This window comes from Rosenbergiella sp. YN46 (assembly GCF_036620675.1).
Lineage (GTDB): Bacteria > Pseudomonadota > Gammaproteobacteria > Enterobacterales > Enterobacteriaceae > Jejubacter.
In genome coordinates this window covers 201,553-222,488 of the sequence record NZ_JAZHEE010000002.1, presented here as the reverse complement: position 1 = coordinate 222,488, position 20,936 = coordinate 201,553, and the positions used below count along the sequence as shown (strand labels likewise).

General features: G+C 57.0%; 21 protein-coding genes. 8 read left to right on the top strand and 13 right to left on the bottom strand.

Annotated features, from left to right (window positions below; translation table 11 throughout):
- Window positions 1-3 precede the first annotated feature (3 nt).
- Complete coding sequence (locus V3W49_RS02760; RefSeq protein ID WP_500143543.1) at window positions 4-195, top strand: YdfD/YebW family protein; 192 nt, start codon at window positions 4-6, stop codon at window positions 193-195.
- A gap of 3 nt (window positions 196-198) precedes the next feature.
- Here the strand turns inward: V3W49_RS02760 and V3W49_RS02755 are convergent, their stop codons facing one another.
- On the bottom strand, window positions 199-843 hold the full coding sequence (locus V3W49_RS02755) for a metallophosphoesterase (RefSeq protein ID WP_500143541.1): 645 nt from the start codon (window positions 841-843) through the stop codon (window positions 199-201).
- Window positions 844-1,031: 188 nt separating this feature from the next.
- Here V3W49_RS02755 and V3W49_RS02750 point away from each other — a divergent pair, with 188 nt between their 5' ends.
- On the top strand, window positions 1,032-1,742 hold the full coding sequence (locus tag V3W49_RS02750) for a hypothetical protein (RefSeq protein ID WP_500143539.1): 711 nt from the start codon (window positions 1,032-1,034) through the stop codon (window positions 1,740-1,742).
- Window positions 1,743-1,782: 40 nt separating this feature from the next.
- On the opposite strand, the gene V3W49_RS02745 is transcribed toward V3W49_RS02750, so the two are convergent.
- From V3W49_RS02745 to yobA, 4 genes are all read right to left on the bottom strand, one after another.
- Complete coding sequence (locus V3W49_RS02745; protein ID WP_500143538.1) at window positions 1,783-2,604, bottom strand: CPBP family intramembrane glutamic endopeptidase; 822 nt, start codon at window positions 2,602-2,604, stop codon at window positions 1,783-1,785.
- Window positions 2,605-3,255: 651 nt separating this feature from the next.
- On the bottom strand, window positions 3,256-3,597 hold the full coding sequence (locus V3W49_RS02740; protein WP_500143537.1) for a YebY family protein: 342 nt from the start codon (window positions 3,595-3,597) through the stop codon (window positions 3,256-3,258).
- 21 nt (window positions 3,598-3,618) lie between these two features.
- Window positions 3,619-4,494 (bottom strand): copper homeostasis membrane protein CopD, encoded by an 876-nt coding sequence (copD, locus tag V3W49_RS02735; RefSeq protein ID WP_500143535.1) that lies wholly within the window; start codon window positions 4,492-4,494, stop codon window positions 3,619-3,621.
- Window position 4,495: 1 nt separating this feature from the next.
- On the bottom strand, window positions 4,496-4,864 hold the full coding sequence (gene yobA, locus V3W49_RS02730) for a CopC domain-containing protein YobA (RefSeq protein WP_500143533.1): 369 nt from the start codon (window positions 4,862-4,864) through the stop codon (window positions 4,496-4,498).
- A gap of 149 nt (window positions 4,865-5,013) precedes the next feature.
- Here yobA and V3W49_RS02725 point away from each other — a divergent pair, with 149 nt between their 5' ends.
- The 3 genes from V3W49_RS02725 to exoX all read left to right on the top strand — a co-directional run bounded on the left by V3W49_RS02725 (window position 5,014) and on the right by exoX (window position 6,781).
- Window positions 5,014-5,244, top strand: a complete 231-nt coding sequence (locus V3W49_RS02725; RefSeq protein ID WP_138097978.1) for a DNA polymerase III subunit theta — start codon at window positions 5,014-5,016, stop codon at window positions 5,242-5,244.
- Between the two features lie 126 nt (window positions 5,245-5,370).
- A complete protein-coding gene (locus V3W49_RS02720; protein WP_500143532.1) occupies window positions 5,371-6,093 on the top strand; it encodes a carbon-nitrogen hydrolase family protein in 723 nt (240 codons plus the stop codon).
- Window positions 6,094-6,118: 25 nt separating this feature from the next.
- Window positions 6,119-6,781 carry an exodeoxyribonuclease X gene (exoX, locus tag V3W49_RS02715; protein WP_500143531.1) on the top strand — a complete coding sequence of 221 codons (663 nt, stop codon included), beginning with the start codon at window positions 6,119-6,121 and terminating at the stop codon, window positions 6,779-6,781.
- A 2-nt stretch (window positions 6,782-6,783) separates the two neighbouring features.
- Here the strand turns inward: exoX and V3W49_RS02710 are convergent, their stop codons facing one another.
- From V3W49_RS02710 to V3W49_RS02700, 3 genes are all read right to left on the bottom strand, one after another.
- Complete coding sequence (locus V3W49_RS02710) at window positions 6,784-8,841, bottom strand: prolyl oligopeptidase family serine peptidase (protein ID WP_500143529.1); 2,058 nt, start codon at window positions 8,839-8,841, stop codon at window positions 6,784-6,786.
- Between the two features lie 124 nt (window positions 8,842-8,965).
- Window positions 8,966-9,631, bottom strand: coding sequence for a tellurite resistance TerB family protein (locus V3W49_RS02705; protein WP_500143528.1), 666 nt, complete (start codon window positions 9,629-9,631; stop codon window positions 8,966-8,968).
- 132 nt (window positions 9,632-9,763) lie between these two features.
- Entirely contained in the window at window positions 9,764-10,075 is a 312-nt protein-coding gene (locus V3W49_RS02700; protein WP_500143526.1) for a YebG family protein, read from the bottom strand.
- A gap of 123 nt (window positions 10,076-10,198) precedes the next feature.
- Here V3W49_RS02700 and purT point away from each other — a divergent pair, with 123 nt between their 5' ends.
- A complete protein-coding gene (gene purT, locus V3W49_RS02695) occupies window positions 10,199-11,380 on the top strand; it encodes a formate-dependent phosphoribosylglycinamide formyltransferase (RefSeq protein ID WP_500143525.1) in 1,182 nt (393 codons plus the stop codon).
- 37 nt (window positions 11,381-11,417) lie between these two features.
- On the opposite strand, the gene V3W49_RS02690 is transcribed toward purT, so the two are convergent.
- From V3W49_RS02690 to zwf, 3 genes are all read right to left on the bottom strand, one after another.
- Window positions 11,418-12,059 carry a bifunctional 4-hydroxy-2-oxoglutarate aldolase/2-dehydro-3-deoxy-phosphogluconate aldolase gene (locus V3W49_RS02690; RefSeq protein ID WP_500143523.1) on the bottom strand — a complete coding sequence of 214 codons (642 nt, stop codon included), beginning with the start codon at window positions 12,057-12,059 and terminating at the stop codon, window positions 11,418-11,420.
- A gap of 52 nt (window positions 12,060-12,111) precedes the next feature.
- Window positions 12,112-13,923, bottom strand: coding sequence for a phosphogluconate dehydratase (gene edd / locus V3W49_RS02685; RefSeq protein ID WP_500143522.1), 1,812 nt, complete (start codon window positions 13,921-13,923; stop codon window positions 12,112-12,114).
- A gap of 235 nt (window positions 13,924-14,158) precedes the next feature.
- Window positions 14,159-15,637, bottom strand: coding sequence for a glucose-6-phosphate dehydrogenase (gene zwf / locus V3W49_RS02680; protein WP_500143520.1), 1,479 nt, complete (start codon window positions 15,635-15,637; stop codon window positions 14,159-14,161).
- Window positions 15,638-15,960: 323 nt separating this feature from the next.
- Here zwf and V3W49_RS02675 point away from each other — a divergent pair, with 323 nt between their 5' ends.
- Together V3W49_RS02675 and pyk are read left to right on the top strand one after the other, a co-directional pair.
- Window positions 15,961-16,830 (top strand): MurR/RpiR family transcriptional regulator, encoded by an 870-nt coding sequence (locus V3W49_RS02675; protein ID WP_500143518.1) that lies wholly within the window; start codon window positions 15,961-15,963, stop codon window positions 16,828-16,830.
- A 125-nt stretch (window positions 16,831-16,955) separates the two neighbouring features.
- Entirely contained in the window at window positions 16,956-18,398 is a 1,443-nt protein-coding gene (gene pyk / locus V3W49_RS02670) for a pyruvate kinase (protein ID WP_500143516.1), read from the top strand.
- Between the two features lie 77 nt (window positions 18,399-18,475).
- Here pyk and lpxM read toward each other — a convergent pair whose 3' ends face one another.
- Entirely contained in the window at window positions 18,476-19,474 is a 999-nt protein-coding gene (lpxM, locus tag V3W49_RS02665) for a lauroyl-Kdo(2)-lipid IV(A) myristoyltransferase (RefSeq protein WP_500143514.1), read from the bottom strand.
- A 123-nt stretch (window positions 19,475-19,597) separates the two neighbouring features.
- Window positions 19,598-20,923 carry a murein DD-endopeptidase MepM gene (gene mepM, locus V3W49_RS02660; protein WP_500143512.1) on the bottom strand — a complete coding sequence of 442 codons (1,326 nt, stop codon included), beginning with the start codon at window positions 20,921-20,923 and terminating at the stop codon, window positions 19,598-19,600.
- Window positions 20,924-20,936 lie beyond the last annotated feature (13 nt).

The window sequence follows — 20,936 nt, the reverse complement described above, 5'->3', positions numbered from 1 at the left end:
GGCATGTTCGCTCTGGTTTTATTTGTCTGTTATCTGGATGGAGGATGCGACGATATTGTCGTAGAGCTTTTTAATACCGAACAGCAGTGTGAAGTGGCGATGGATAATCAAAAGATTCGTCACGGCGGCTGCTATCCGGTGGAGGATTTTATCGACGGCTTCTGGCTGCCCGCGCAACAATACAGCGACTTCTGACGGCTACTGGAGCTGCACCAGCGTGAGTTTATTACCAAACACCGCGCCGGTGTCAATGTAATGCTGATTAAAAAAGGTTCTCGCCTCCTGCAACGGAGTATGACCAAACCAGAATTCGTCCGCTCCGGTGATGGCGCCTCCCCTGCCCTCCAGATGGCGGTTCAGCCGCTCGCGGCTCCATACCGTACGGCGGGCGTCAACCTGCTGCCGCCAGGCATAGTGAGAGCAGGGATAATCAGCATGAGCTATCACCTGCACCTTTCCGGCAGCATGCAATTCAATGATAAACGGCAGTCGGGCGCAGCGTCGCAGGCGTTCTATAGCCTCCCGGCGAGGCTGGCCGGCAAGTCGGGTCAGCCAGTCGCCGCCGTTCATCGTCCATAACAGCGTATCATGGGCTTCCAGGGCATCCAGCGCCATCTCCTCATGATTACCACGCACTGCCCTGAACCAGGGTTTATCCAGCAACGCCAGGCAACCGGCGCTGTCCGGCCCGCGATCGATAAGATCGCCCACCGAGATTAGCAAATCCTGCCAGGGGTTAAAGCGCCTGGCCCGTAACGCCTGCGCCAGTTGATGCAGACAACCGTGTAAATCGCCGACCAGCCAGATACGATGCCAGGCGACGCCATCGATTCGCTGATACACAGAGAGCCTCCTGCACTAAGTATAGCGTCCGGCAGTGGTGAAATGATCAGCAGCCAGCGGATAAAGTTTCCACGATTTTTCCTAAACCGCACATAAGGTTTATCTTAAGGTAAAATTAAGCAAGTTATGCCAATCCCCCTACGGCATTAATCTTTATGTTGCACCTGTTGTTTTCTAAGAGGTGCGACGTGTCCCTGAATCAATCCCCCATACTAAAGCAGTTTGTCATTTTTCTGGCTCTGGCGGCCTGTGTCGCGCTGAGTACCAGCTTTTTATTTATTGATGTGCTATGGCTTCACAATCTGGTAAAAGAGATTTCGCTCACCGAGATCTCCCAGGAGGTTATCCTGCTGGCCAACGTGGCGATCTTCGTATTTTGCGCTGTCCGATCGCCCGGTATGCGCGGCGGCCTGCTGCTGGTTGCCGGTTTCTACGCCGCAATGCTAATTCGCGAGCTGGATTACTTTTTCGATATGCTGCATCACGGTGCCTGGTTCTGGTTCGCCCTGGCCTCCACCGGTTTTTTCCTGATCCTTGCCACCAACTGGCACGCTTCCGTGCAACCCGGCCTGCTTGCCTTTATTCGCCACCCCAGTTTCGCCCATACCACTTCTGGCATGGTCGTGATTCTGGTGTTCTCTCGCCTGTTCGGCATGACCGAATTGTGGGACGGCCTGCTACAGGATGGCTACCTTAACGTGGTGAAAACGGCGATCGAGGAAGGTACGGAACTGGTAGGCTATACCCTGTGCCTGTTTTCCAGCACCTGGTTCGCCCTGAGCCTGGCAGCTCAGCGTCAGGAGGCTCTGGAACCGGAACGGGAAGTGCGGATGGCGCGTTTTGACACTGGTCGGCGTGAGCCGGAGGTCTGGGCCCGGGAAAGCCCCTCTCGTTCATAGCGAATAGCGGGCCGGCGTCTTTCACGCCGGCCTTTTTGTATCAGCTACCGTGCCGCAGCACGGGATAGGTAAAGAACAGGGCATGGCACAGATTAAGCGCAAAGTGCAACACCGCCGCTACCCATAACCTGCCGCTCCACAGCCAGGCCAGACCGTACAGCACGCCAGCAAGGGCGGCGAAAACTACCAACAGCATGCCGCCCGCAGCATGCATCAGGCCAAAAATCACCGCGCTTAACAGCAGTGCCGGCGGCGCTGCCATTACGCCACACAGCCGCTGCAGCAGCCAGCCGCGAAACAGCGCCTCTTCCGCCAGCGAAACAAAAAACAGATTCGCAAAAGCGAAAGGCAACACCCACTCCCCCTGATGTAATTCCAGCCCCAGCCCACCCAACGCCACCGCGACCAGCAACAGAGCCGGTACGGCCAGTACCAGCAGCAGCCACTGCCAGAAAGCCACTCGTTTTAACGGCTGCGCCACAAATAGCGTTGGCAGGCAGCACAACAGCAAAAACGGCACCAGTGCCTTATCAAAATTAAAATACATCGAAAATGCGGCGCTGCGCGGCCCGGCATAAATGCCATCAAGAACTTTGGGATTACTAAAACCGGGGATCAGGTGTAGCATCAGCGCCGCCGCTGCAACCACCAGCACAGCCTCAAGGATTATCCTGACAGAACGCCTCTCTCGCCACGTCATAGCAGCAGCCCCCAGCAGCGCCATAACAACAAGCGCCACAATGCCTGCAGGCTGCACAACGCCGCTACTCGCTCCCCAGACCACGGCCCCCGTCAGCAGAATCAGCGCCAGGGGCAGATAAAAGCGCAACGCCAACAGCGCCGAGGCCAACAAAATCCACATTATTGCTCTTCCTGTTGTAAGAATATCGGCCAGATTATGACTGACACAAAATTGTTAGCCAAAATAAAAGCACGCGGCGGCGGCGAACTCTCCGCTGGCAAGACTGAAAGGAGATAACCAGCACCGACTTACGATGTCTGTCAGATAGCGGCGTTCGGCTCCCGGATCTGGTAGAAACCATTGCCGGTCTCAGTCATCAGTATGATAAGCGCCACAACATGTTATCCGGATTTTCCGACAGGAATAATTCGTTTATGTTCATCTTTTGCAGCCATCACACCCGACAAAAAAATTCTGTCAGCAACTTGTAAATGAATCATTAACCATGTTAGAACAGAAAAGATCCGGAGCGATGCGGGCACGCGTCGTCATCGCCCCAGTCAGGGCAGGCGCTATAAAAACAGATAAAAAAAGACCGAATACGATTCCTGTATTCGGTCCAGGGAAATGGCTCTTGGGAGAGAGCCGTGCGCTAAAAGTTGGCATTAATGCAGGCTAAGTCGCCTTGCCCTTTAAAGAATAGATGAGAGTCGCAGGTTTTCCAGTCCGGCAACCTTTTCCGGGCGAAAAAACCGGCGCTGCGGCTACCCGTCTCAATAAAAAAAACGCCATACCGAACCCGGTGATGGCGTTTTTTTTATTTTCGCTCAGTCAATTACACAGTTTTTGCGCTCGATCGATGAAAGGCTCCAGGCTCATCTTCTGCCCCGGATGCTCAGGGTCGTCAATCATGATGGTTTCCAGAGGCTGGCCGCTGCTTTTACCGCTGGCTACCTGCTCTTTGGCGACCTCATTCAGCGGATACTGCATCAGGGTGCTGGGATTGATCACAAACAGAGCGTCGCCGGTACGACAGGTCAGCATTACCTCTTCACGGTTAAACGCCCACTTATCTTTGCCCATTTCAAAACGACTGACGGTTATCACCTTAGGCGCGGCCAGCGCCGCGCCAGAGGCAGCGAACAGCAGCAGGGTTATTGCGATTTTTTTCATCGGCACTCAAATATCATTCAGTTAAAAAGGCTCCAGGCTGGAAAACAGACTCACACACAGCAGCACAGCCAGCGCCAGCCCCATTTCCGCCCGGGTCAGTATAATAAAACGCCGCTGCGCCACACCGGCGCTTTGTGCGAAACGCGGCACCAGAAGATAGCGATTAATCAGCGCAATGACCACCATCACGAGCACCAGGCTCATCTTGACCAGCAACAGCCCGACATAGTCGCTGTGCCATGGCCAGCGCCAGCCCAGAATCGCCAGGCTATTGATTATCCCTGTGGTAATAACCAGCGCCACCGCCAGGTGACCATAGCGCGAAAAGCGCATCATGGCCGCTATTGCCGACTGACGCCAGCGCGGCCTGGCCGCCATTCGCATACAGACCAGCAGCGGCGCCAGCCCCCCCACCCACCAGGCGGCGGCAAACAGATGAACGCTATGGTTAGCGCGGTGCAGGGTACCGGCAACTCCTTCGTGCATCACCGCATGACCGGTGCCAGCCAGTAACGCCAGCTGCAACGCCGCCAGACTGAGCAATAGCGGCGAGCGACGTGGCGGTTGCAGTAGCGTCACTGCGCCAATAACCAACGCCAGCAGAATCTGCCATATCCACGCCGCGCCAAAGCGGGTGCCAGTCAGCGCGCGCCAGATGTCAGGGTTAAGCACATCGCCCCATCCCTGCCCCATCATTCCTCCCTGTAGCGCGAACAACAGCAGCGCGCTCAGGATATTCAACAGCGCGGCGACGCGCCACAGACGCGACAGCCGGCGGGTCACGGCCATTGCAAAACTACCAGCGCTGAGCAATACGCTGCAGATAGCCGACCCCATCAGCAACATCAACGCCAGATCGTGGCCAAAGCGCATCGCAACCACAAGCAGGTGCAGCATTTTACCTCACGCTAAAATGATAACTACCCTGAGTTTTGTGGCTGTCCACCGACACCACATGCCAGTCTACCTGATAGCTTCCTGGGGTCAGTTCGGCATTGAGCGGTACAATCAACTGACGATCGTTACCAGGCGCCAGGCCAACGGCTCCGGTAGCGACCTTCTGCCGCTGCGGGCCAATCAGGGTAACGCCGCTGAAAGCCGGCTCCACCCCTTCGGAAAAGGTCAGCGTCAGCGTTTTGGTTTGCACCGTCGCCACGCTCCCCTCTGCGGGCTGCTGCCGTTGAAGGTGGGCGTGGGCCTGCGCCAGAGAAGGCGTCAGAGAGGCAGCCAGAAACAGAGAGGCGAGTCGTTTGTAGGACAAGGCCATTCCGGTCATTCCTTTTGTTTATGGATGTGGCCCAAAGGATAACCGCCGTGTTTCGCCAAATCCAGCGCGCCGGGTGCGCTCCCCTCAGAAAGACTTGTCATCGCGTGCGCCAGGCAGTACCTTCTGGCTGACGATAAATGGAGACCACGATGAACAACAATCTCGCACAGCTCCCCCAGGAGGAGATGGACAAAGTTAACGTCGATCTGGCCGCGGCAGGCGTCGCCTTTAAAGAGCGTTACAATATGCCGGTCATCGCCGAGGCCGTGGAGAGAGAACAGCCGGAACCTCTGCGTGAATGGTTCCGGGAAAGATTAATTGCCCATCGGCTGGCATCGGTAAACCTTTCCCGACTGCCATATGAGCCAAAATCGAAATAATTTCATTCCGGTGACATTTCCTTACAGTGCCTTTGTTAAGATTTTTCTGTATAACAGAGACCTCTGACCTCAAAGGAATAGCGACCAGTCAGGCCACCTGGTTAGCAATAAAGGAAGGGAGAAACAATGCCCCTGTGGAATGTTGCCGCCGCGCAGTACGCCGCCCGTCCAGGCGGCGTGGAAGAGAATATTCATCACCATCTTACCTTCATCAGTCATGCCGCACGCGAATGCGTCGATCTGCTGATCTTCCCTGAAGATTCGCTGCTGTGCGCCGACGGCCCCGCTCTGCCTCCCGACTCCCCGTTGCTTCAATCTCTGCTACAGGCCGCGATTCATCATCGCATGACGATTGTAGTAGGGCTGCCCCATCGGGATCCTCATGGATTTTCCGCTGGCGCCTTAGGTTTTATGCCCGATGGCAGCCAGATCTCCTGCCGTAAACCTCATGCCGAAGCCGGAGACTGGTTTACCCCCTGTCCGGAAATGCCGGTGCTCGGCAATGGTGAGCGCAGTTTCGCGCTGGCGGTGAATACGCCCTGTCATGAAGAGGCGCTGCCGCGCAGCGCCGCCGGGCTGGGAGCCCATCTTTACGCTACCGGCGGTTTCGTTTCCGAGGCCAGCTGGCAACATGATGTGATGTACCTTCAGCGCTGGGCCCATAAGTACGGCATGGCAGTGCTCATGGCTAATAAGATAGAACAGCGCAACGGCGGCTACAGTCTGGGGCGCAGCGCCTTCTGGGACGAACGCGGACAACTGGTGGTGCGAGCGGAACAGCAGGAACTACTGGTTATCGGACGGCGCGCGCCCCAGGGTTGGCAGGGAGAAGTGGTTCCTGTACGCTAACGCCATTCAGCTGGCGGAGAGACTGATGCTACGCATTATTGATACAGAAACCTGTGACCTGCACGGCGGCGTGGTCGAGGTGGCCTCCATCGATATCATCGACGGAAAAATGGTCAATCCCATGAGCAATCTGGTACGCCCCGACCGCCCCATCAGCCCCCAGGCAATGGCCATTCACCATATTACCGAAGCGATGGTCGCTGATAAGCCCTGGATTGAAGAGGTGATTCCCCGCTATCAGGGCAGCCCCTGGTATGTGGCCCACAACGCCAGCTTCGACCAGCGGGTGCTACCAGAAATGTCCGGCGAATGGATCTGTACCCAGCGCCTTGCCCGCCGTCTGTGGCCGGGTATTCGATACAGTAATATGGGGCTCTACAAATCCCTGAAGCTGCATGTGGAAACGCCTGCGGATCTCCACCACCACCGCGCGCTGTATGACTGTTATATCACCGCGGCCCTGCTGCTGCGTATTATAGAAGATAGCGGATGGACGCCGGAACAAATGGTCACCATTACCGGTCGCCCCGCATTGCTGGAAAGCCTGCCGTTCGGCAAATACCGCGGCCAGTCTTTTGCGGATATCGCCGAGCGCGATCCCGGCTATCTGCGCTGGATGGCTGGCAACCTTAAGCAGATGTCGCCAGCGTTGCGTCTGACCCTGCGACACTGGCTCGATGAAGCCTGAGACTATAGCATCCGCCCCGGCAGCGTTTCCTGGGCCAGGGCGATAATAAAGGCGTACTCCAGCGCCACCCCTTCCCAGGACTTGTAACGCCCCGACTTGCCCCCGTGGCCGGAGTCCATGTCGGTACACAGCAGCAGCAGCGTATCGTCGCGCTTCATTTCCCGCAGCTTCGCCACCCATTTAGCCGGTTCCCAGTACTGAACCTGGGAATCATGCAGCCCTGTCGTAACCAGCATATGAGGATAGGCCTGAGGGGCCACATTATCATAAGGGCTGTAAGACTTGATATAGCGGTAATAATCCTCCTCCTGCGGATTACCCCACTCTTCAAATTCGCCGGTGGTCAGGGGGATAGATTGATCGAGCATCGTGGTCAGCACATCCACAAAAGGCACCTGCGCCACCACGCCGCGAAACAGTTCCGGGCGAAGGTTGACTACCGCCCCCATCAGTAGCCCGCCTGCGCTGCCTCCCATGGCAAAAAGGCGCTGCGGATCGCCGTAGCCTTTCGCCAGCAGAGCGTCACAAACGTCCAGGTAGTCGGTAAAACTGTTCATTTTGTTCAGCAGTTTACCATCGTCATACCACTGCTGGCCCAGCTCTCCGCCGCCACGCACGTGCGCAATGGCGTAGACGAAACCGCGATCCAGCAGACTCAAACGGCTGGGGCTAAAATCAGCCTCAATGCTGCTGCCGTAGGCGCCATAGCCATATACCAACAGCGGGTTGTGGCCACGCCGGAAATGACGACGGTGATACACCAGAGACACCGGAACTTCAGTGCCATCCCGGGCCTGTACCCACAGATGTTCGCTGCGATAATTATCGGCATCAAAACCGGGCACCGGCGTCTGCTTAAGGATCCGCCGCTCTCCACTATCCATATTCAACTCGAACAGGGTATCCGGCGTGGTCATTGAGGAATAACCATAGCGCAGCCAGGCGGTTTCCGGCTCCGGATTCAGGGCTATCCAGGTGACATAAGCCGGATCGTCAAAGGCGATGCCAGTCTCCTCACCGCTGCGACGGTGAATGCGGCGCAGGCTGGTCAGACCGCGCTGACGCTCTTCCACCACCAGCCAGTCGCGAAACAGGGTAAAGCCCTCCAGCATGATGCTCTGCCGGGCAGGGATCACCGTCTGCCAGTCGGACTCTTCCCCCGAAGCTGCGCGCCACAGACCAAAATTTTTACCCGCCCGGTTCGATCGTACCCAGAACTCATCCTGGTAGTGATCCAGCGTGTACTCATGATGATGGCGTCGCGCCAGAAAGCATTCAGGGCGCGGTCGCCCGTCATTGGCATCCAGTAGCCACACCTCACTGGTGGTGGCGCTGCTCAGATCAATCAGCACATAATTCTGTGATGAACTCTTATGCACGCCAACGTAAAATGCCTCGTCCGGCTCTTCGAAAATTAGCTCATCGTCCCGGCAGGGGCTGCCGACAGTGTGACGCCACACCTGCCAGGGATGTAGGGTCTTAGGATGTTTACGGACATAATAAAGGGTGCGTGAGTCGTTGGCCCAGACGAAGTCCGGCGAAACGTTCTCCAGCACCTCCGGGTACCAGTTACCGCTGTCCAGATTTCGCAACCGCAGACCATACTGGCGACGCGACAGATAATCCTCCGCGATAGCCATCGTCCGGTTATCGGGCGCCACATTCATCCCCCCCAGAGTGTAAAACTCGCTGTGGGCGGCGCGCTCATTGGCGTCCAGCAAGACCTGCCAGGGCTCCTGTTCGTCGGCCTGCACCGGCTGGCGTTGCCAGCAGGCATACTCATTACCCTCTTCATAGATATAGCGGTAACGATAACCATTTTTCACCCACGGTGCCGAAGCATCACGACCCGGCATGCGCCCGACCATCTCTTTCAGTAGCCGCTCCTGAAGCGCACGCTGGGAGGCCATGATCTGACGGCCATACTCGTTTTCCTGACGCAGATAGCCAAGGACATCAGGCGCGCTGCGGGAATCATCGCGCAACCAGTAGTAGCTATCAACACGGGTTTCGCCGTGAGCGGTAATGGCGTACGGCAGTTTTTTCGCTTTTGGGGGCATGGTTGTTCTTCTTATTTCCGGATAATGCACACCTGTAAGGGTGTGCATTATCCGCCCTTCTTGCAAGTTATCCCGGTTATCCTTCTGGCTGCGTCACAATGACCGGAAAACCTGGAAGGGAAGATCATTCAGTAAGCTGGCGCTTCTGAGACTGAATATCCTGTTCGATGCCGTCGCGTACGTCCTGGGGAATCTGCAACGCATCGCCCAGCGCGCTAAGGTAGCTGCGCTCCATAAAGTGGTCGATATCGATAGCGGCGCAGCTCAGGAAATAGAGCTCCAGCGCCTCTTCTTCGCTGCGTACCCCCTGAGCCAGACGCTGGGGATCGAGAGGCTGTTCGATGGCGCGTTGCACCAGCGCGCGCCCCTCCTGTTCAATCCCCGCTTCCTGAAGCTGCTGTTCGATTATCTGGCGCTCTTTATCATCGATATGGCCATCGCTTTTTGCAGCGAAGACCAGCGCCAACACCAGACGTTCGGCACGCTCATCCAGCGCCGAGGTCTGGTTCATCAGTGCAGACTGCGATGGCTGTTGCTGCAACCGCTGAGTTTCTCGCATACGCTGCTTGTACTTATTCCACAGTACGCTGCCCGCCACCGCGCCGCCGCCGACCAGCAGCGCGCTGCCGCCGTATTTGGTCAACAGTTTGCGCGATGACTTACTGGCGACCAGCAGTCCTGCCAGACCGCCCAAAGCCCCCGGAACCAGCAGCCTGCTCAGGCCCTGCTCCGGCTGTTCTGCACTGCCTTGCCCCAGCATAGACTGCAGTTGATTTAACCAGTTAGCCATACCCATCCTCCTGCTCCAGTGTTGATCTATTCATGCACCTTGCAGGGTAAGTGACCCAGCATCAGGAAATGTCGGGAAACGCAAAAAAAGCAAAACGGCCCCGCAGGGCCGTTCTTATCGAAGGGGCGACACTCAGGCCGCTTTGCTCTTCGCGCGCGCTTTGGGTGCGGCTTTTTCTTCTTTTTCCGCCACGGCAGTCGCCTTTGATTGAGGCCGCTTACCGGTCTTAATCAGGGTAGAAAGCGTCTCTTTATGCTCTGCCAGCCATAACCCCAGCGCTTCGCGTTGAGACTCCTCCAGCGCGACAGGCCCCTCTTCCAGCCAGTCCCCCAGCGACTCTGCCAGATCTAACATTTTGTCCCAGGAATCGGCCTCCTTCTTGCTGGCAAAAGACATTTTCTCCTCACCTTTGCGTACAACAACGTATTTAGTTTCAACCGCCATCGGTTTACCCCGGATATACTGGATTTTTAATCAGTATACCAGAACCGACGTTTTGGCTAAACTACGTCGCCAACGCAAACGTTTTCGTGGCTGTTGCTGCGTTTTTTGACCGGGGAAATCACTATGTCTGTACTGGGTACCGCGTTACGCCCTTCTGCAACGCGCGTTATGCTGCTGGGCGCTGGCGAGCTGGGGAAAGAGGTGGCCATTGAGTGCCAGCGTCTGGGGCTTGAGGTCATTGCCGTCGATCGCTATGCCGATGCACCCGCCATGCACGTAGCGCACCGCAGCTATGTCGTCGATATGCTTGACGGCGCTCGCATAAAAGCGCTGGTGGCCAGAGAGCGCCCTGACTTTATCGTACCGGAAATTGAAGCCATAGCTACCGATGCCCTGGTGGAGCTGGAAAGCGCCGGCGCCCATGTGGTGCCCTGTGCCCGCGCCACGCAGCTCACCATGAATCGTGAAGGCATCCGCCGCCTGGCAGCCGAAACACTGGGGCTGCCCACTTCCCGCTACCGCTTCGCCGACGACATGGCGGGTTTTCGTCAGGCGGTTGAAGAGACAGGCCTGCCCTGCATCATTAAGCCGGTAATGAGCTCTTCCGGTAAAGGGCAAAGCCTGATCCGCAGCGTCGACCAGATTGAACAGGCCTGGCAATATGCTCAACAGGGCGGCCGGGCGGGCAAAGGCCGGGTGATTGTCGAAGGCGTGGTCGACTTCGATTTTGAAATCACCCTGCTGACCATCAATGCCGTGGATGGTCTGCACTTTTGCGACCCCATCGGCCATCGCCAGCAGGACGGCGACTACCGCGAATCCTGGCAGCCCCAGCGTATGAGCGATCAGGCGCTGGCGCGGGCCCGTGACGTGGCAGGTAAGGTGGTGACCGCACTTGGCGGCTATGGGCTGTTCGGCGTTGAGCTGTTTGTTTGCGGCGATGAGGTCATTTTCAGTGAAGTGTCGCCCCGTCCCCACGATACCGGCATGGTCACTCTGATTTCTCAGGATCTGTCGGAGTTCGCTCTACACGTTCGCGCCTTCCTCGGCCTTCCGGTTGGTGCGATTCGTCAATACGGCCCGTCAGCCTCTGCGGTCATTTTACCGGAGCTGACCAGTCAGGATCTGCGTTTCAGCGGCGTGGAAAACGCCTGCGGCGCCGGATTACAGCTGCGCCTGTTCGGCAAACCGGAAATCGCGGGAACCCGCCGCCTTGGCGTGGCGCTGGCGAGCGGAAAATCCACGGAAGACGCAGTCAACCGGGCCAGAACGGCTGCAGATGCGGTAGTGGTTCAGGGGAAGTAAGTTAAGCGGCCCTCCCCGGATGGAGAGGGCCAGAAGATTACTGCTTCGCGCCTTCCACGGCTTCACGCGCAATCCGGGTAATACACGCGTAGTCGCCAGACTCCAGGGCATCGCCCGGCACCAGCCAGGAGCCGCCGATGCACAGCACGCTCGGCAGCGCCAGATAGTCGCGGTAGTTAGCCGGCGAGATACCGCCAGTCGGGCAGAAACGCACCTGAGAGAACGGCCCCGCGATAGCCTGCAGCGCCTTCACGCCGCCGTTAGCTTCAGCCGGGAAGAATTTAAACTCACGCAGACCGTAGTCCATGCCCAGCATCAGTTCAGAAACGGTGCTGATGCCAGGAATCAACGGAATCGTACCTTCGGTGGCAGCCTTCAGCAGCGGCTCGGTCAGGCCCGGGCTGATGGCGAACTGCGCGCCAGCGGCGGTAACGTCCGCCAGCTGCTGTGGGTTGATGACCGTGCCCGCACCCACGATGGCTTCCGGAACTTCCTTCGCAATCAGACGGATAGCTTCCAGCGCACACTCAGTACGCAGGGTCACTTCCAGAACGCGAACCCCGCCTTCGACCAGCGCTTTGGCCATCGGTACCGCATGCTCCAGCTTTTTGACCACGATGACCGGTACAACCGGACCGCTCTTCAGGATCTGTTCCGCACTCGTTTTCCAGTTATTCATCAGAGAATCTCTCCCGTGAAGGTTAATCTTTCTACCCCGCAACGTGCGGGATTTAAAAAGTAATACAGGTAGCCCCCTGCTCGGCACCGGACAGTTTTTCACGCAGCGCGCCAAACAGTTCGCGCCCGGTACCGATGCGCATGGCGCTGAGATCCGGGTGCTCAGGGGGGCGTTCGGCCAGTTCGTTATCATCCACCAGTAGCCGGAGCTCGCCAGTCTGGCCGTTGACCCGAATCATATCGCCCTCGCGAACCTTCGCCAGCACTCCGCCATCCCAGGCTTCCGGCGTTACGTGAATGGCGGAAGGAACCTTTCCTGAGGCGCCGGACAGGCGTCCGTCGGTCACCAGCGCGATTTTGAAACCGCGGTCCAATAATACACCAAGTGGCGGCATGAGTTTATGTAATTCTGGCATTCCGTTCGCTTTCGGCCCCTGATGGCGCACCACCACTACACAGTCGCGATCCAGTTTGCCGGCTTCGAAGGCCGGCACCACATCGTGCTGGCTTTCAAAAATTACAGCTGGCGCTTCAATCACCTGATTTTCCAGCGGCACTGCGGAAGTCTTCATTACGGCGCGACCGAGGTTGCCACTCAGCACTTTGGTACCACCGTGGTGGGAGAAGGGGTTATCGAAGGTGGCGATAACCTCAGGATCCAGCGGGCCATCCGCGCCTTCGCGCCAGTCCAGTTTGCCGTTATTCAGCCACGGCTCCATGAGGTAGTGTTTGAGCCCGCGGCCCGCTACAGTGTTGACCTCTTCGTGTAGCAGACCGCCCTTCAGCAGTTCGCGCATCAGCACCGGTACGCCGCCCGCCGCCTGGAAGTGATTGATGTCCGCCGGGCCATTGGGATACAGACGTGCCAGCAGCGGTACCACATCGGAAAGCTCAGAGAAATCGTCCCAGTTGATGATAATACCGGCAGCGCGCGCCATCGCGACCAGATGCATGGTGTGGTTGGTGGAGCCGCCGGTTGCCAGCAGCGCTACGATGCCGTTAACCACCACTTTTTCGTCGATCATCTTACCGAGCGGCATCCAGTCGTTACCGTTGCCGGTCATTCGGGTCACCTGCTGAGCCGCCGCCGCGGTCAGCGCGTCGCGCAGCGGCGCATCCGGCTGAATAAAGGAAGAGCCTGGTAACTGCATACCCATAAATTCCACCACCATCTGGTTGGTGTTCGCCGTACCGTAGAAGGTACAGGTGCCGGGCGCATGGTAGGAGGCGGCTTCGGCTTCCAGCAGCGCCATGCGATCCACTTTACCTTCGGCATACAGCTGACGAATACGCACTTTTTCTTTGTTTGGCAGGCCACTGGCCATCGGGCCAGAGGGAATCAGAATCGATGGCAGATGGCCAAAAGAGAGCGCGGCCATCACCAGTCCGGGAACGATCTTGTCGCAAACCCCAAGGAACAACGCGCCGTCGAACATATTGTGCGACAGCCCCACCGCCGCAGACATGGCGATCACTTCACGGCTCAGTAGCGATAGCTCCATACCGTCCTGCCCCTGAGTCACGCCATCGCACATCGCCGGAACGCCGCCGGCCACCTGCCCTACTGCGCCCACTTCATGCAGCGCCTTGCGGATTTTATCAGGGTAGTTTTCATAGGGCTGATGCGCCGACAGCATGTCGTTGTATGCGGTGATAATGGCGATATCGTTATGCAACATGCTTTTCAGTGAGGCTTTATCTCCCGGCTGACAGGCCGCGAAACCATGCGCCAGATTGCCGCAGGCCAGCTGCGAGCGCCGGACAGTGCCGCTCTTCGCCTGTTCTATGCGGGCCAGGTAGGCTTCCCGGGTCGGGCGCGAGCGCTCGATAATGCGATTTGTTACGCGTAACATTGTCGGGTTCATAAAGGGTCCTCATTATCTGTGTCGCCGTCAGGCGGCTGGTGCGAAGCATAAGATAAAGCGGCTCTGCCGGTTTATCACTTCTCCCCCGCACCACTAAGGCAAAATCGCTTCAGCCAGTGTAATGAAAAAAGCCCCGCCGGTGAATCCGGTCGGGGCTTTAAAACGAAAAAATTTTCAACTCTGCTGAGTCAGATCATGTTACCGGTAAAATAACCGCGTATCGAGATCGCGACCATCAGGACTCAAACTCATTCCAGGAACGACCGTCGCGGGTGATCATTGCCACAGAGGCAACGGGCCCCCAGGTACCGGCCTGATATGGCTTGGGCGCATCGTTATCCGCCGCCCAGGCTTCGGTGATGGAGTCCACCCATTTCCATGCTTCTTCCACTTCATCGCGACGTACAAACAGCGCCTGGATGCCGCGCATGGTTTCCAGCAGCAGCCTTTCATAGGCATCCGCCAGGTGGGTCTGGTTGAAGGTTTCGGAATAGCTCAGATCCAGCTTGGTGGTCTGCAGATTGTGCTTATGATCAAGACCGGGCACTTTATTCAGGATCTGGATATCCACCCCTTCATCCGGCTGCAGACGAATAGTCAGCTTATTCTGGGGCAGCTCCTGCCAGGACTCTTTAAACAGGTTAAGGGCCGGGTTCTTAAAGTAGACCACCACTTCTGAGCACTTGGTCGGCAAACGCTTGCCGGTACGCAGATAGAAGGGCACGCCGGACCAGCGCCAGTTATCAATATCCACCCGAATAGCCACAAAGGTTTCGGTATTGCTGCTCTTATTGGCGCCCTCTTCGTCCAGATAGCCCGGCACTTTTTTCCCCTGAGCGAAACCCGAGGTGTACTGACCGCGCACCGTTTTATCGCGCACGTTAGTACGATCGATGCGGCGCAGGGACTGCAATACCTTCACTTTCTCGTTGCGGATGTGGTCAGCCGTCAGGTCGGCCGGCGGCGACATGGCGATCATGCACAGAATCTGTAACAGGTGGTTCTGTACCATATCGCGCATCTGTCCGGCCTGATCGAAATACCCCCAGCGCCCTTCAATGCCCACCTCTTCAGCTACGGTGATCTCTACGTGGTCGATGGTGCGGTTATCCCAGTTATTCACGAACAGCGAGTTGGCAAAGCGCAGCGCCAGCAGGTTAAGCACCGTCTCTTTACCCAGATAGTGGTCGATACGATAGACCTGACATTCTTCAAAGAATTCACCCACCTGATCATTGATTTCGCGCGAGGTTGCCAGCGACGTGCCCAGCGGTTTTTCCATCACCACGCGAGCCGGTTTGGCATTCAGCTTCGCCGCGCCCAGTCCCTGACAGATAGCGCCAAAGGTGCTGGGCGGCATAGCAAAGTAGTTAATGGTGACGCGGTTTTGCTGATCGAGCATCTTACCCAGCCGGGTAAAGCCTTTTTTGTCGTTCACATCCAGATTGCAGAAATCAAGACGACCACTCAAAGTCCCCCACAGCGTTTCGTCGATCGGCTCTTTCATGAAGGTTTCAAGCGCTTCGCGCACCACTTTGATATAGGCTTCTTTGTCCCAGTCCGCGCGCCCCACGCCCAGAATACGCGTATCGGGATGAATCTGGCCCGCCTTTTCTAACTGATACAGGGAAGGCAGCAGTTTACGGCGCGCAAGGTCGCCTTTTGCGCCGAAAATGACCAGGTCGCATGCCTGGGCTGTTTGCGTTACCGCCATATCTCTCTCCTCGTTTCGGCTGGCCCGGCTTATGCCAGACCGCTTGTAATTTTATTACAATGCACTGTACTTCATTTTGTTAGTGAGGCGAATACACCCCGTGCCTTTCGCCACAGAAATCGCCAGGTGTCGCTATCGTAAAGCGCTATCAGGCCGGTTGCCACCAAAGAACAAAAACCCGACTACGATCAAGTAATGAAAAAAAACAACAGCTTTGACCATTTTGATACCCGCAGACGTCCCCGAAAAAGGTATTCTTGCCAGAGTCACACAGGATGCCGCCTGCTGCGGCATCGTAACTAGCCGTGAGTGCCTCATTCACTATGAATATGCTGGAAAATATCCGGGCTCAGCGGGAAAGGCTGAGCAAATCCGAGCGTAAGGTCGCTGACGCCATTTTACAGGCGCCTCAACGCGCCATCCATTCGAGTATCGCAGCACTTGCCGCCAGCGCCGGGGTAAGCGAGCCCACCGTCAACCGCTTTTGTCGCCGAATGGAAACCCGGGGCTTTCCCGACTTTAAGCTGCATCTGGCCCAAAGCCTGGCCAGTGGAACCCCCTGGGTCAGCCGCAGCGTTGATGAAAATGATAGCGTCGAGGCTTACACCGGTAAAATTTTCGAATCAGCGATGGCCTGTCTTGATCAGGTACGCCAGACTCTGGATATGCAGACCATTAATCGCGCCGTGGACTGGCTGAGCCAGGCCCGACGCATTACTTTCTTCGGGCTTGGCGCTTCGGCCGTCGTAGCCCACGACGCCATGAACAAATTTTTGCGCTTCAATGTACCGGTCTTCTATTCCGACGATATCGTGGTACAGCGCATGAACTGCATCAACGGCGGCAGCGGCGACGTACTGGTATTGATCTCCCATACCGGGCGAACCCGGCAGATGGTTGAGCTTGCCAGACTGGCTCGCGACAATGACGTGATGGTGATAGCCATTACCAGCCCAGACTCGCCGCTGGCGCAAGAGGCAGGTCTTAGCCTGCTGCCGGAAGTACCAGAAGACACCGATGTCTATATACCGATGATATCTCGCCTGGCGCAGCTCACGTTACTCGATACGCTGGCCACCGGTTTTATCCTGCGCCGCGGCCCAAAATTCAGGGAGAACTTGAAGCGGGTCAAGGAAGCCCTGCGCGAATCGCGCTTTGATAAAGGGCTGTTTTTGCCGGATAACACACAATAAATCGGTTAATTTTTTATAACAAAGATGTAACTTAGCAGGCTGTTCGGTTAGGTTAAGAGTAACAAGTCCGAACAACCGAATTCTATTCAAGCAACACCGAGTTGTTTCAGTCAACGGAGTAATACATGTCCAGACGGCTACGCAGAACTAAAATCGTTACCACCTTAGGCCCGGCTACCGATCGCGACAATAATCTGGAAAAGGTTATCGCCGCTGGTGCCAATGTGGTGCGCATGAACTTTTCTCACGGTAGCGCAGAAGATCACCTGCTGCGCGCCAACAAGGTCCGCGAAATTGCGGCGCGGCTGGGACGTCATGTTGCCATCCTGGGCGATCTCCAGGGGCCGAAAATCCGTGTTTCCACCTTTAAAGAAGGCAAAGTCTTCCTCAACATCGGTGACAAATTCCTGCTCGACGCAGGCCTGGGAAAAGGCGAAGGCGATCGGGAAAAAGTCGGCATCGATTATAAAGGGCTGCCCGCCGACGTGGTACCGGGCGATATCCTGTTGCTCGACGACGGTCGTGTACAGTTGAAAGTGCTGGAAGTCCAGGGGATGAAAGTGTTTACCGAAGTCACCGTCGGCGGACCTCTCTCTAATAACAAAGGCATCAACAAGCTGGGTGGCGGCCTGTCGGCCGAAGCGCTGACCGAAAAAGACAAAGCAGATATTCTTACCGCGGCGAAAATCGGAGTGGATTATCTGGCGGTCTCCTTCCCGCGCTGCGGAGAGGATCTGAACTATGCCCGCCGCCTGGCGCGCGATGCCGGCTGCGACGCCCACATCGTCGCCAAAGTCGAACGCGCAGAGGCCGTTGCCAGCGAAGAGGCCATGGACGATATTATTCGCGCATCCGACGCGGTCATGGTGGCGCGCGGCGACCTCGGCGTCGAGATAGGCGATCCGGAGCTGGTTGGCATCCAGAAAACCCTGATTCGTCGCGCCCGTCGGCTGAATCGTGCCGTCATTACCGCGACTCAGATGATGGAGTCGATGATCACCAACCCGATGCCGACCCGCGCCGAAGTGATGGACGTGGCGAACGCCGTGCTGGATGGCACCGATGCCGTCATGCTTTCCGCCGAAACCGCTGCGGGCCAGTACCCGGCAGAAACCGTCGCGGCCATGGCCCGGGTCTGCCTCGGCGCCGAGAAGATCCCCAGCGTCAATGTCTCCAAGCATCGTCTGGACGTGCAGTTCGAAAACGTGGAAGAGGCCATCGCCATGTCGGCCATGTACGCGGCTAACCACACAACCGGCGTCACCGCCATCATCGCGATGACCGAATCCGGCCGCACCGCGCGCATGACCTCACGCATCAGCTCCGGTCTGCCGATCTTCGCGATGTCCCGCCATGAGCGCACCCTGAACCTGACCTCGCTGTATCGCGGCGTCACGCCGGTTCACAGCGATACCCATACCGACGGAGTGGCCGCCGCGCACGATGCGGTAAACCTGCTGCGCGATAAAGGCTATCTGGTTTCCGGCGATCGCGTTATTGTGACCCAGGGCGACGTAATGGGCACCGTAGGCACCACCAATACCGTGCGTATCCTGACCGTCGAATAACCCCCGCCCGGAAATAACAAAGCCCACAGTTCAGGCCTGTGGGCTTTTTTTTATAGCTTATCGTAGACGCTATACAATCAGGGCTTCTTCCTGTCCTTTGGCCACAAATCCTTACGCTTATAGGGCTGAATCTCCCCTTCCTTACGGGTCTTCAGCAGCTTCAGTATCCAGGTGTACTGCTCGGGGTGAGGGCCAACGAAAATCTCCACTTCTTCATTCATACGCCGGGCGATGGTGTTGTCATTCGCTTCGCGCAGATCGTCCATCGGCGCACGGATGTAGACATCCAGACGGTGTGTATCGCCGTTATAGACCGGAAATAGCGGCACGACTCGCGCCCTACACACCTTCATCAAACGTCCGATGGCCGGCAGCGTCGCCTTATAGGTGCCGAAGAAATCCACGAATTCGCTATGTTCGCGACCATGATCCTGATCCGGCAGATAGTATCCCCAGTACCCCTGGCGTACCGAACTGATAAAAGGCTTAATGCCGTCATTACGAGCGTGCATACGGCCACCAAAGCGGCGCCGTACCCGATTCCACAGATAATCGAACAGTTGGTTGCCCTGATTATGGAACATCGCCGCCATCATCTGACCGCTGGCGGCCATCAGCATCGCAGGAATATCCACTGCCCAACCGTGGGGCACCAGGAAAATCACCCTTTCATTATTGGCCAGTAGCTCATCAATAATCTCTTTGCCGTGCCAGTCAACCCGCGCCAGAATTTTTCCGGGATCGCGCAGTCCCAGTTCTGCCATCATGGCAATCGCCTGGGGGGCGGTTGCAAACATGCCGTCGATAATGGCTTCACGCTTTTCTTCCGGCAAATCCGGGAAACAGTAAAGCAGGTTAATGCGCGCGCGGCGGCGGGCGCTTTTCGCGAAGCGACCGGCGATACGGCCAATATTGCCCAGCAGCGGATCGCGCAGGCGCGGTGGTGTCCAGGCCAGTCCGGCGAATGCCAGCGCGCCCAGCCAGGATCCCCAGTAGCGCGGATGTAAAAACGCCTTGCGGAACTGGGGAATAAATTCAATGTTCGATCTCTTTTCTGCTTTTTGTTCTTTTTCCATTCGCTTCCCGGCCGTGGCCGATTTGACTCATCATCACCGTTGTCCGCTATTTTAGCGGCGGATGCCCAACAGACAAAATAAAAAGCCGGCCATCAGGACCGGCTTTCAGGTACACAGGACAAATCAGTCAAAACGCAACTGCGGAGTAACCTCTTTCACCTGCGCCATAAAGGTGGTGCGATCTTTACCTACCAGCCCTTCAGTTCGCGGCAGTTTCGCCGTGAGCGGGTTAACGGCCTGCTTGTTGATCCACACTTCATAGTGCAGGTGCGGCCCGGTAGAGCGCCCGGTGTTGCCGGATAGCGCGATACGCTCGCCGCGTTTCACCTTCTGCCCCGGCTTCACCAGCAGTTTCTTGAGGTGCATATAGCGGGTGGTATAAGAACGGCCATGACGCAGCGCGATATAATAACCCGCCGCCCCGCTACGCTTGGCGACCACGACTTCGCCGTCGCCGACCGCCATCACTGGCGTGCCCTGCGGCATGGCGAAATCCACCCCGCGGTGCGGCGCGATCCGCCCGGTCACCGGGTTCACGCGACGCGGGTTAAAGTTCGAGGAAACGCGGAACTGACGCGTGGTCGGGAAGCGCAGGAACCCTTTGGCCAGCCCGGAACCATTACGATCATAGAATTTACCGTCCTCGGCGCGGATGCTGTAGTAATCCTTGCCGCCGCTGCGCAAACGTACGCCCAGCAGTTGGCTCTGCTCGCGCTTGCCGTCAAACATTTCGCGCGACATCAGCACGGCAAACTTATCGCCTTTCTTAAGTTTGCGGAAGTCAATCTGCCACTGCATCGATTTAATGACCGCATTGATTTCACTGCTGGTAAGGCCAGCAGAGCGGGCGCTGGAGACGAAGCTGCCCCCGACGGTGCCCTTCATCAGGTTGTTAACCCAGTCTCCTTTCTGAGTTTCACGAGTCATTTTGAAAGTATTGCCGCTACGCTCATAGGTGCGGGTCTCGCGACGCGACATCTCCCAGGTCAGACTCTGGAGGTTACCGTCTGCGGTCAGCGTCCAGGAGAGCTGTTGGCCAATTTTCAGGCCGCGTAGATCCCTATCCACCTGGGCCAGGCGACTAATCTCGCCCATGTCGATGCCATACTGGTTCAGGATGCTGCTAAGAGTATCGCCGGTAGAAACGACATATTCATGAAGCCCCTGATCGGAGGCGACCTTATCGTCCAGCTCATCCTGAGGAATGGCTTCATCCTCTTGCGGCGCGGTGGTGTCGATAGGCTCACTGGCTTCCGGGAGCAGGGAGCGGATATCATCCTTACTCAGCTCGATGCTTCTGACAACCGGAGAAGAGGACTCCTGATGGTAAACATAAGGTCGCCAGACGGCGACCGCTAATGTGACGACTGTCAGCGACCCCAACATCACGCGGTGAGGTCGCGGTAGATTGTTAAATGCCAGGGCGACAGCGCGGGCTATCTGTTGCACGTATTCACTTCCT

Coding starts and splice junctions, on each gene's coding strand:
- copD (WP_500143535.1), bottom strand. CDS start 4,494: ATGCTGCACCTGCTTGTGGTTGCGATGCGCTTTGGCCACGATCTGGCG.
- V3W49_RS02705 (WP_500143528.1), bottom strand. CDS start 9,631: ATGGCTAACTGGTTAAATCAACTGCAGTCTATGCTGGGGCAAGGCAGT.
- purT (WP_500143525.1), top strand. CDS start 10,199: ATGTCTGTACTGGGTACCGCGTTACGCCCTTCTGCAACGCGCGTTATG.
- V3W49_RS02725 (WP_138097978.1), top strand. CDS start 5,014: ATGAACAACAATCTCGCACAGCTCCCCCAGGAGGAGATGGACAAAGTT.
- V3W49_RS02760 (WP_500143543.1), top strand. CDS start 4: ATGTTCGCTCTGGTTTTATTTGTCTGTTATCTGGATGGAGGATGCGAC.
- lpxM (WP_500143514.1), bottom strand. CDS start 19,474: ATGGAAAAAGAACAAAAAGCAGAAAAGAGATCGAACATTGAATTTATT.
- V3W49_RS02740 (WP_500143537.1), bottom strand. CDS start 3,597: ATGAAAAAAATCGCAATAACCCTGCTGCTGTTCGCTGCCTCTGGCGCG.
- V3W49_RS02690 (WP_500143523.1), bottom strand. CDS start 12,059: ATGAATAACTGGAAAACGAGTGCGGAACAGATCCTGAAGAGCGGTCCG.
- pyk (WP_500143516.1), top strand. CDS start 16,956: ATGTCCAGACGGCTACGCAGAACTAAAATCGTTACCACCTTAGGCCCG.
- V3W49_RS02700 (WP_500143526.1), bottom strand. CDS start 10,075: ATGGCGGTTGAAACTAAATACGTTGTTGTACGCAAAGGTGAGGAGAAA.
- edd (WP_500143522.1), bottom strand. CDS start 13,923: ATGAACCCGACAATGTTACGCGTAACAAATCGCATTATCGAGCGCTCG.
- V3W49_RS02675 (WP_500143518.1), top strand. CDS start 15,961: ATGAATATGCTGGAAAATATCCGGGCTCAGCGGGAAAGGCTGAGCAAA.
- exoX (WP_500143531.1), top strand. CDS start 6,119: ATGCTACGCATTATTGATACAGAAACCTGTGACCTGCACGGCGGCGTG.
- yobA (WP_500143533.1), bottom strand. CDS start 4,864: ATGGCCTTGTCCTACAAACGACTCGCCTCTCTGTTTCTGGCTGCCTCT.
- V3W49_RS02710 (WP_500143529.1), bottom strand. CDS start 8,841: ATGCCCCCAAAAGCGAAAAAACTGCCGTACGCCATTACCGCTCACGGC.
- V3W49_RS02745 (WP_500143538.1), bottom strand. CDS start 2,604: ATGTGGATTTTGTTGGCCTCGGCGCTGTTGGCGTTGCGCTTTTATCTG.
- V3W49_RS02720 (WP_500143532.1), top strand. CDS start 5,371: ATGCCCCTGTGGAATGTTGCCGCCGCGCAGTACGCCGCCCGTCCAGGC.
- zwf (WP_500143520.1), bottom strand. CDS start 15,637: ATGGCGGTAACGCAAACAGCCCAGGCATGCGACCTGGTCATTTTCGGC.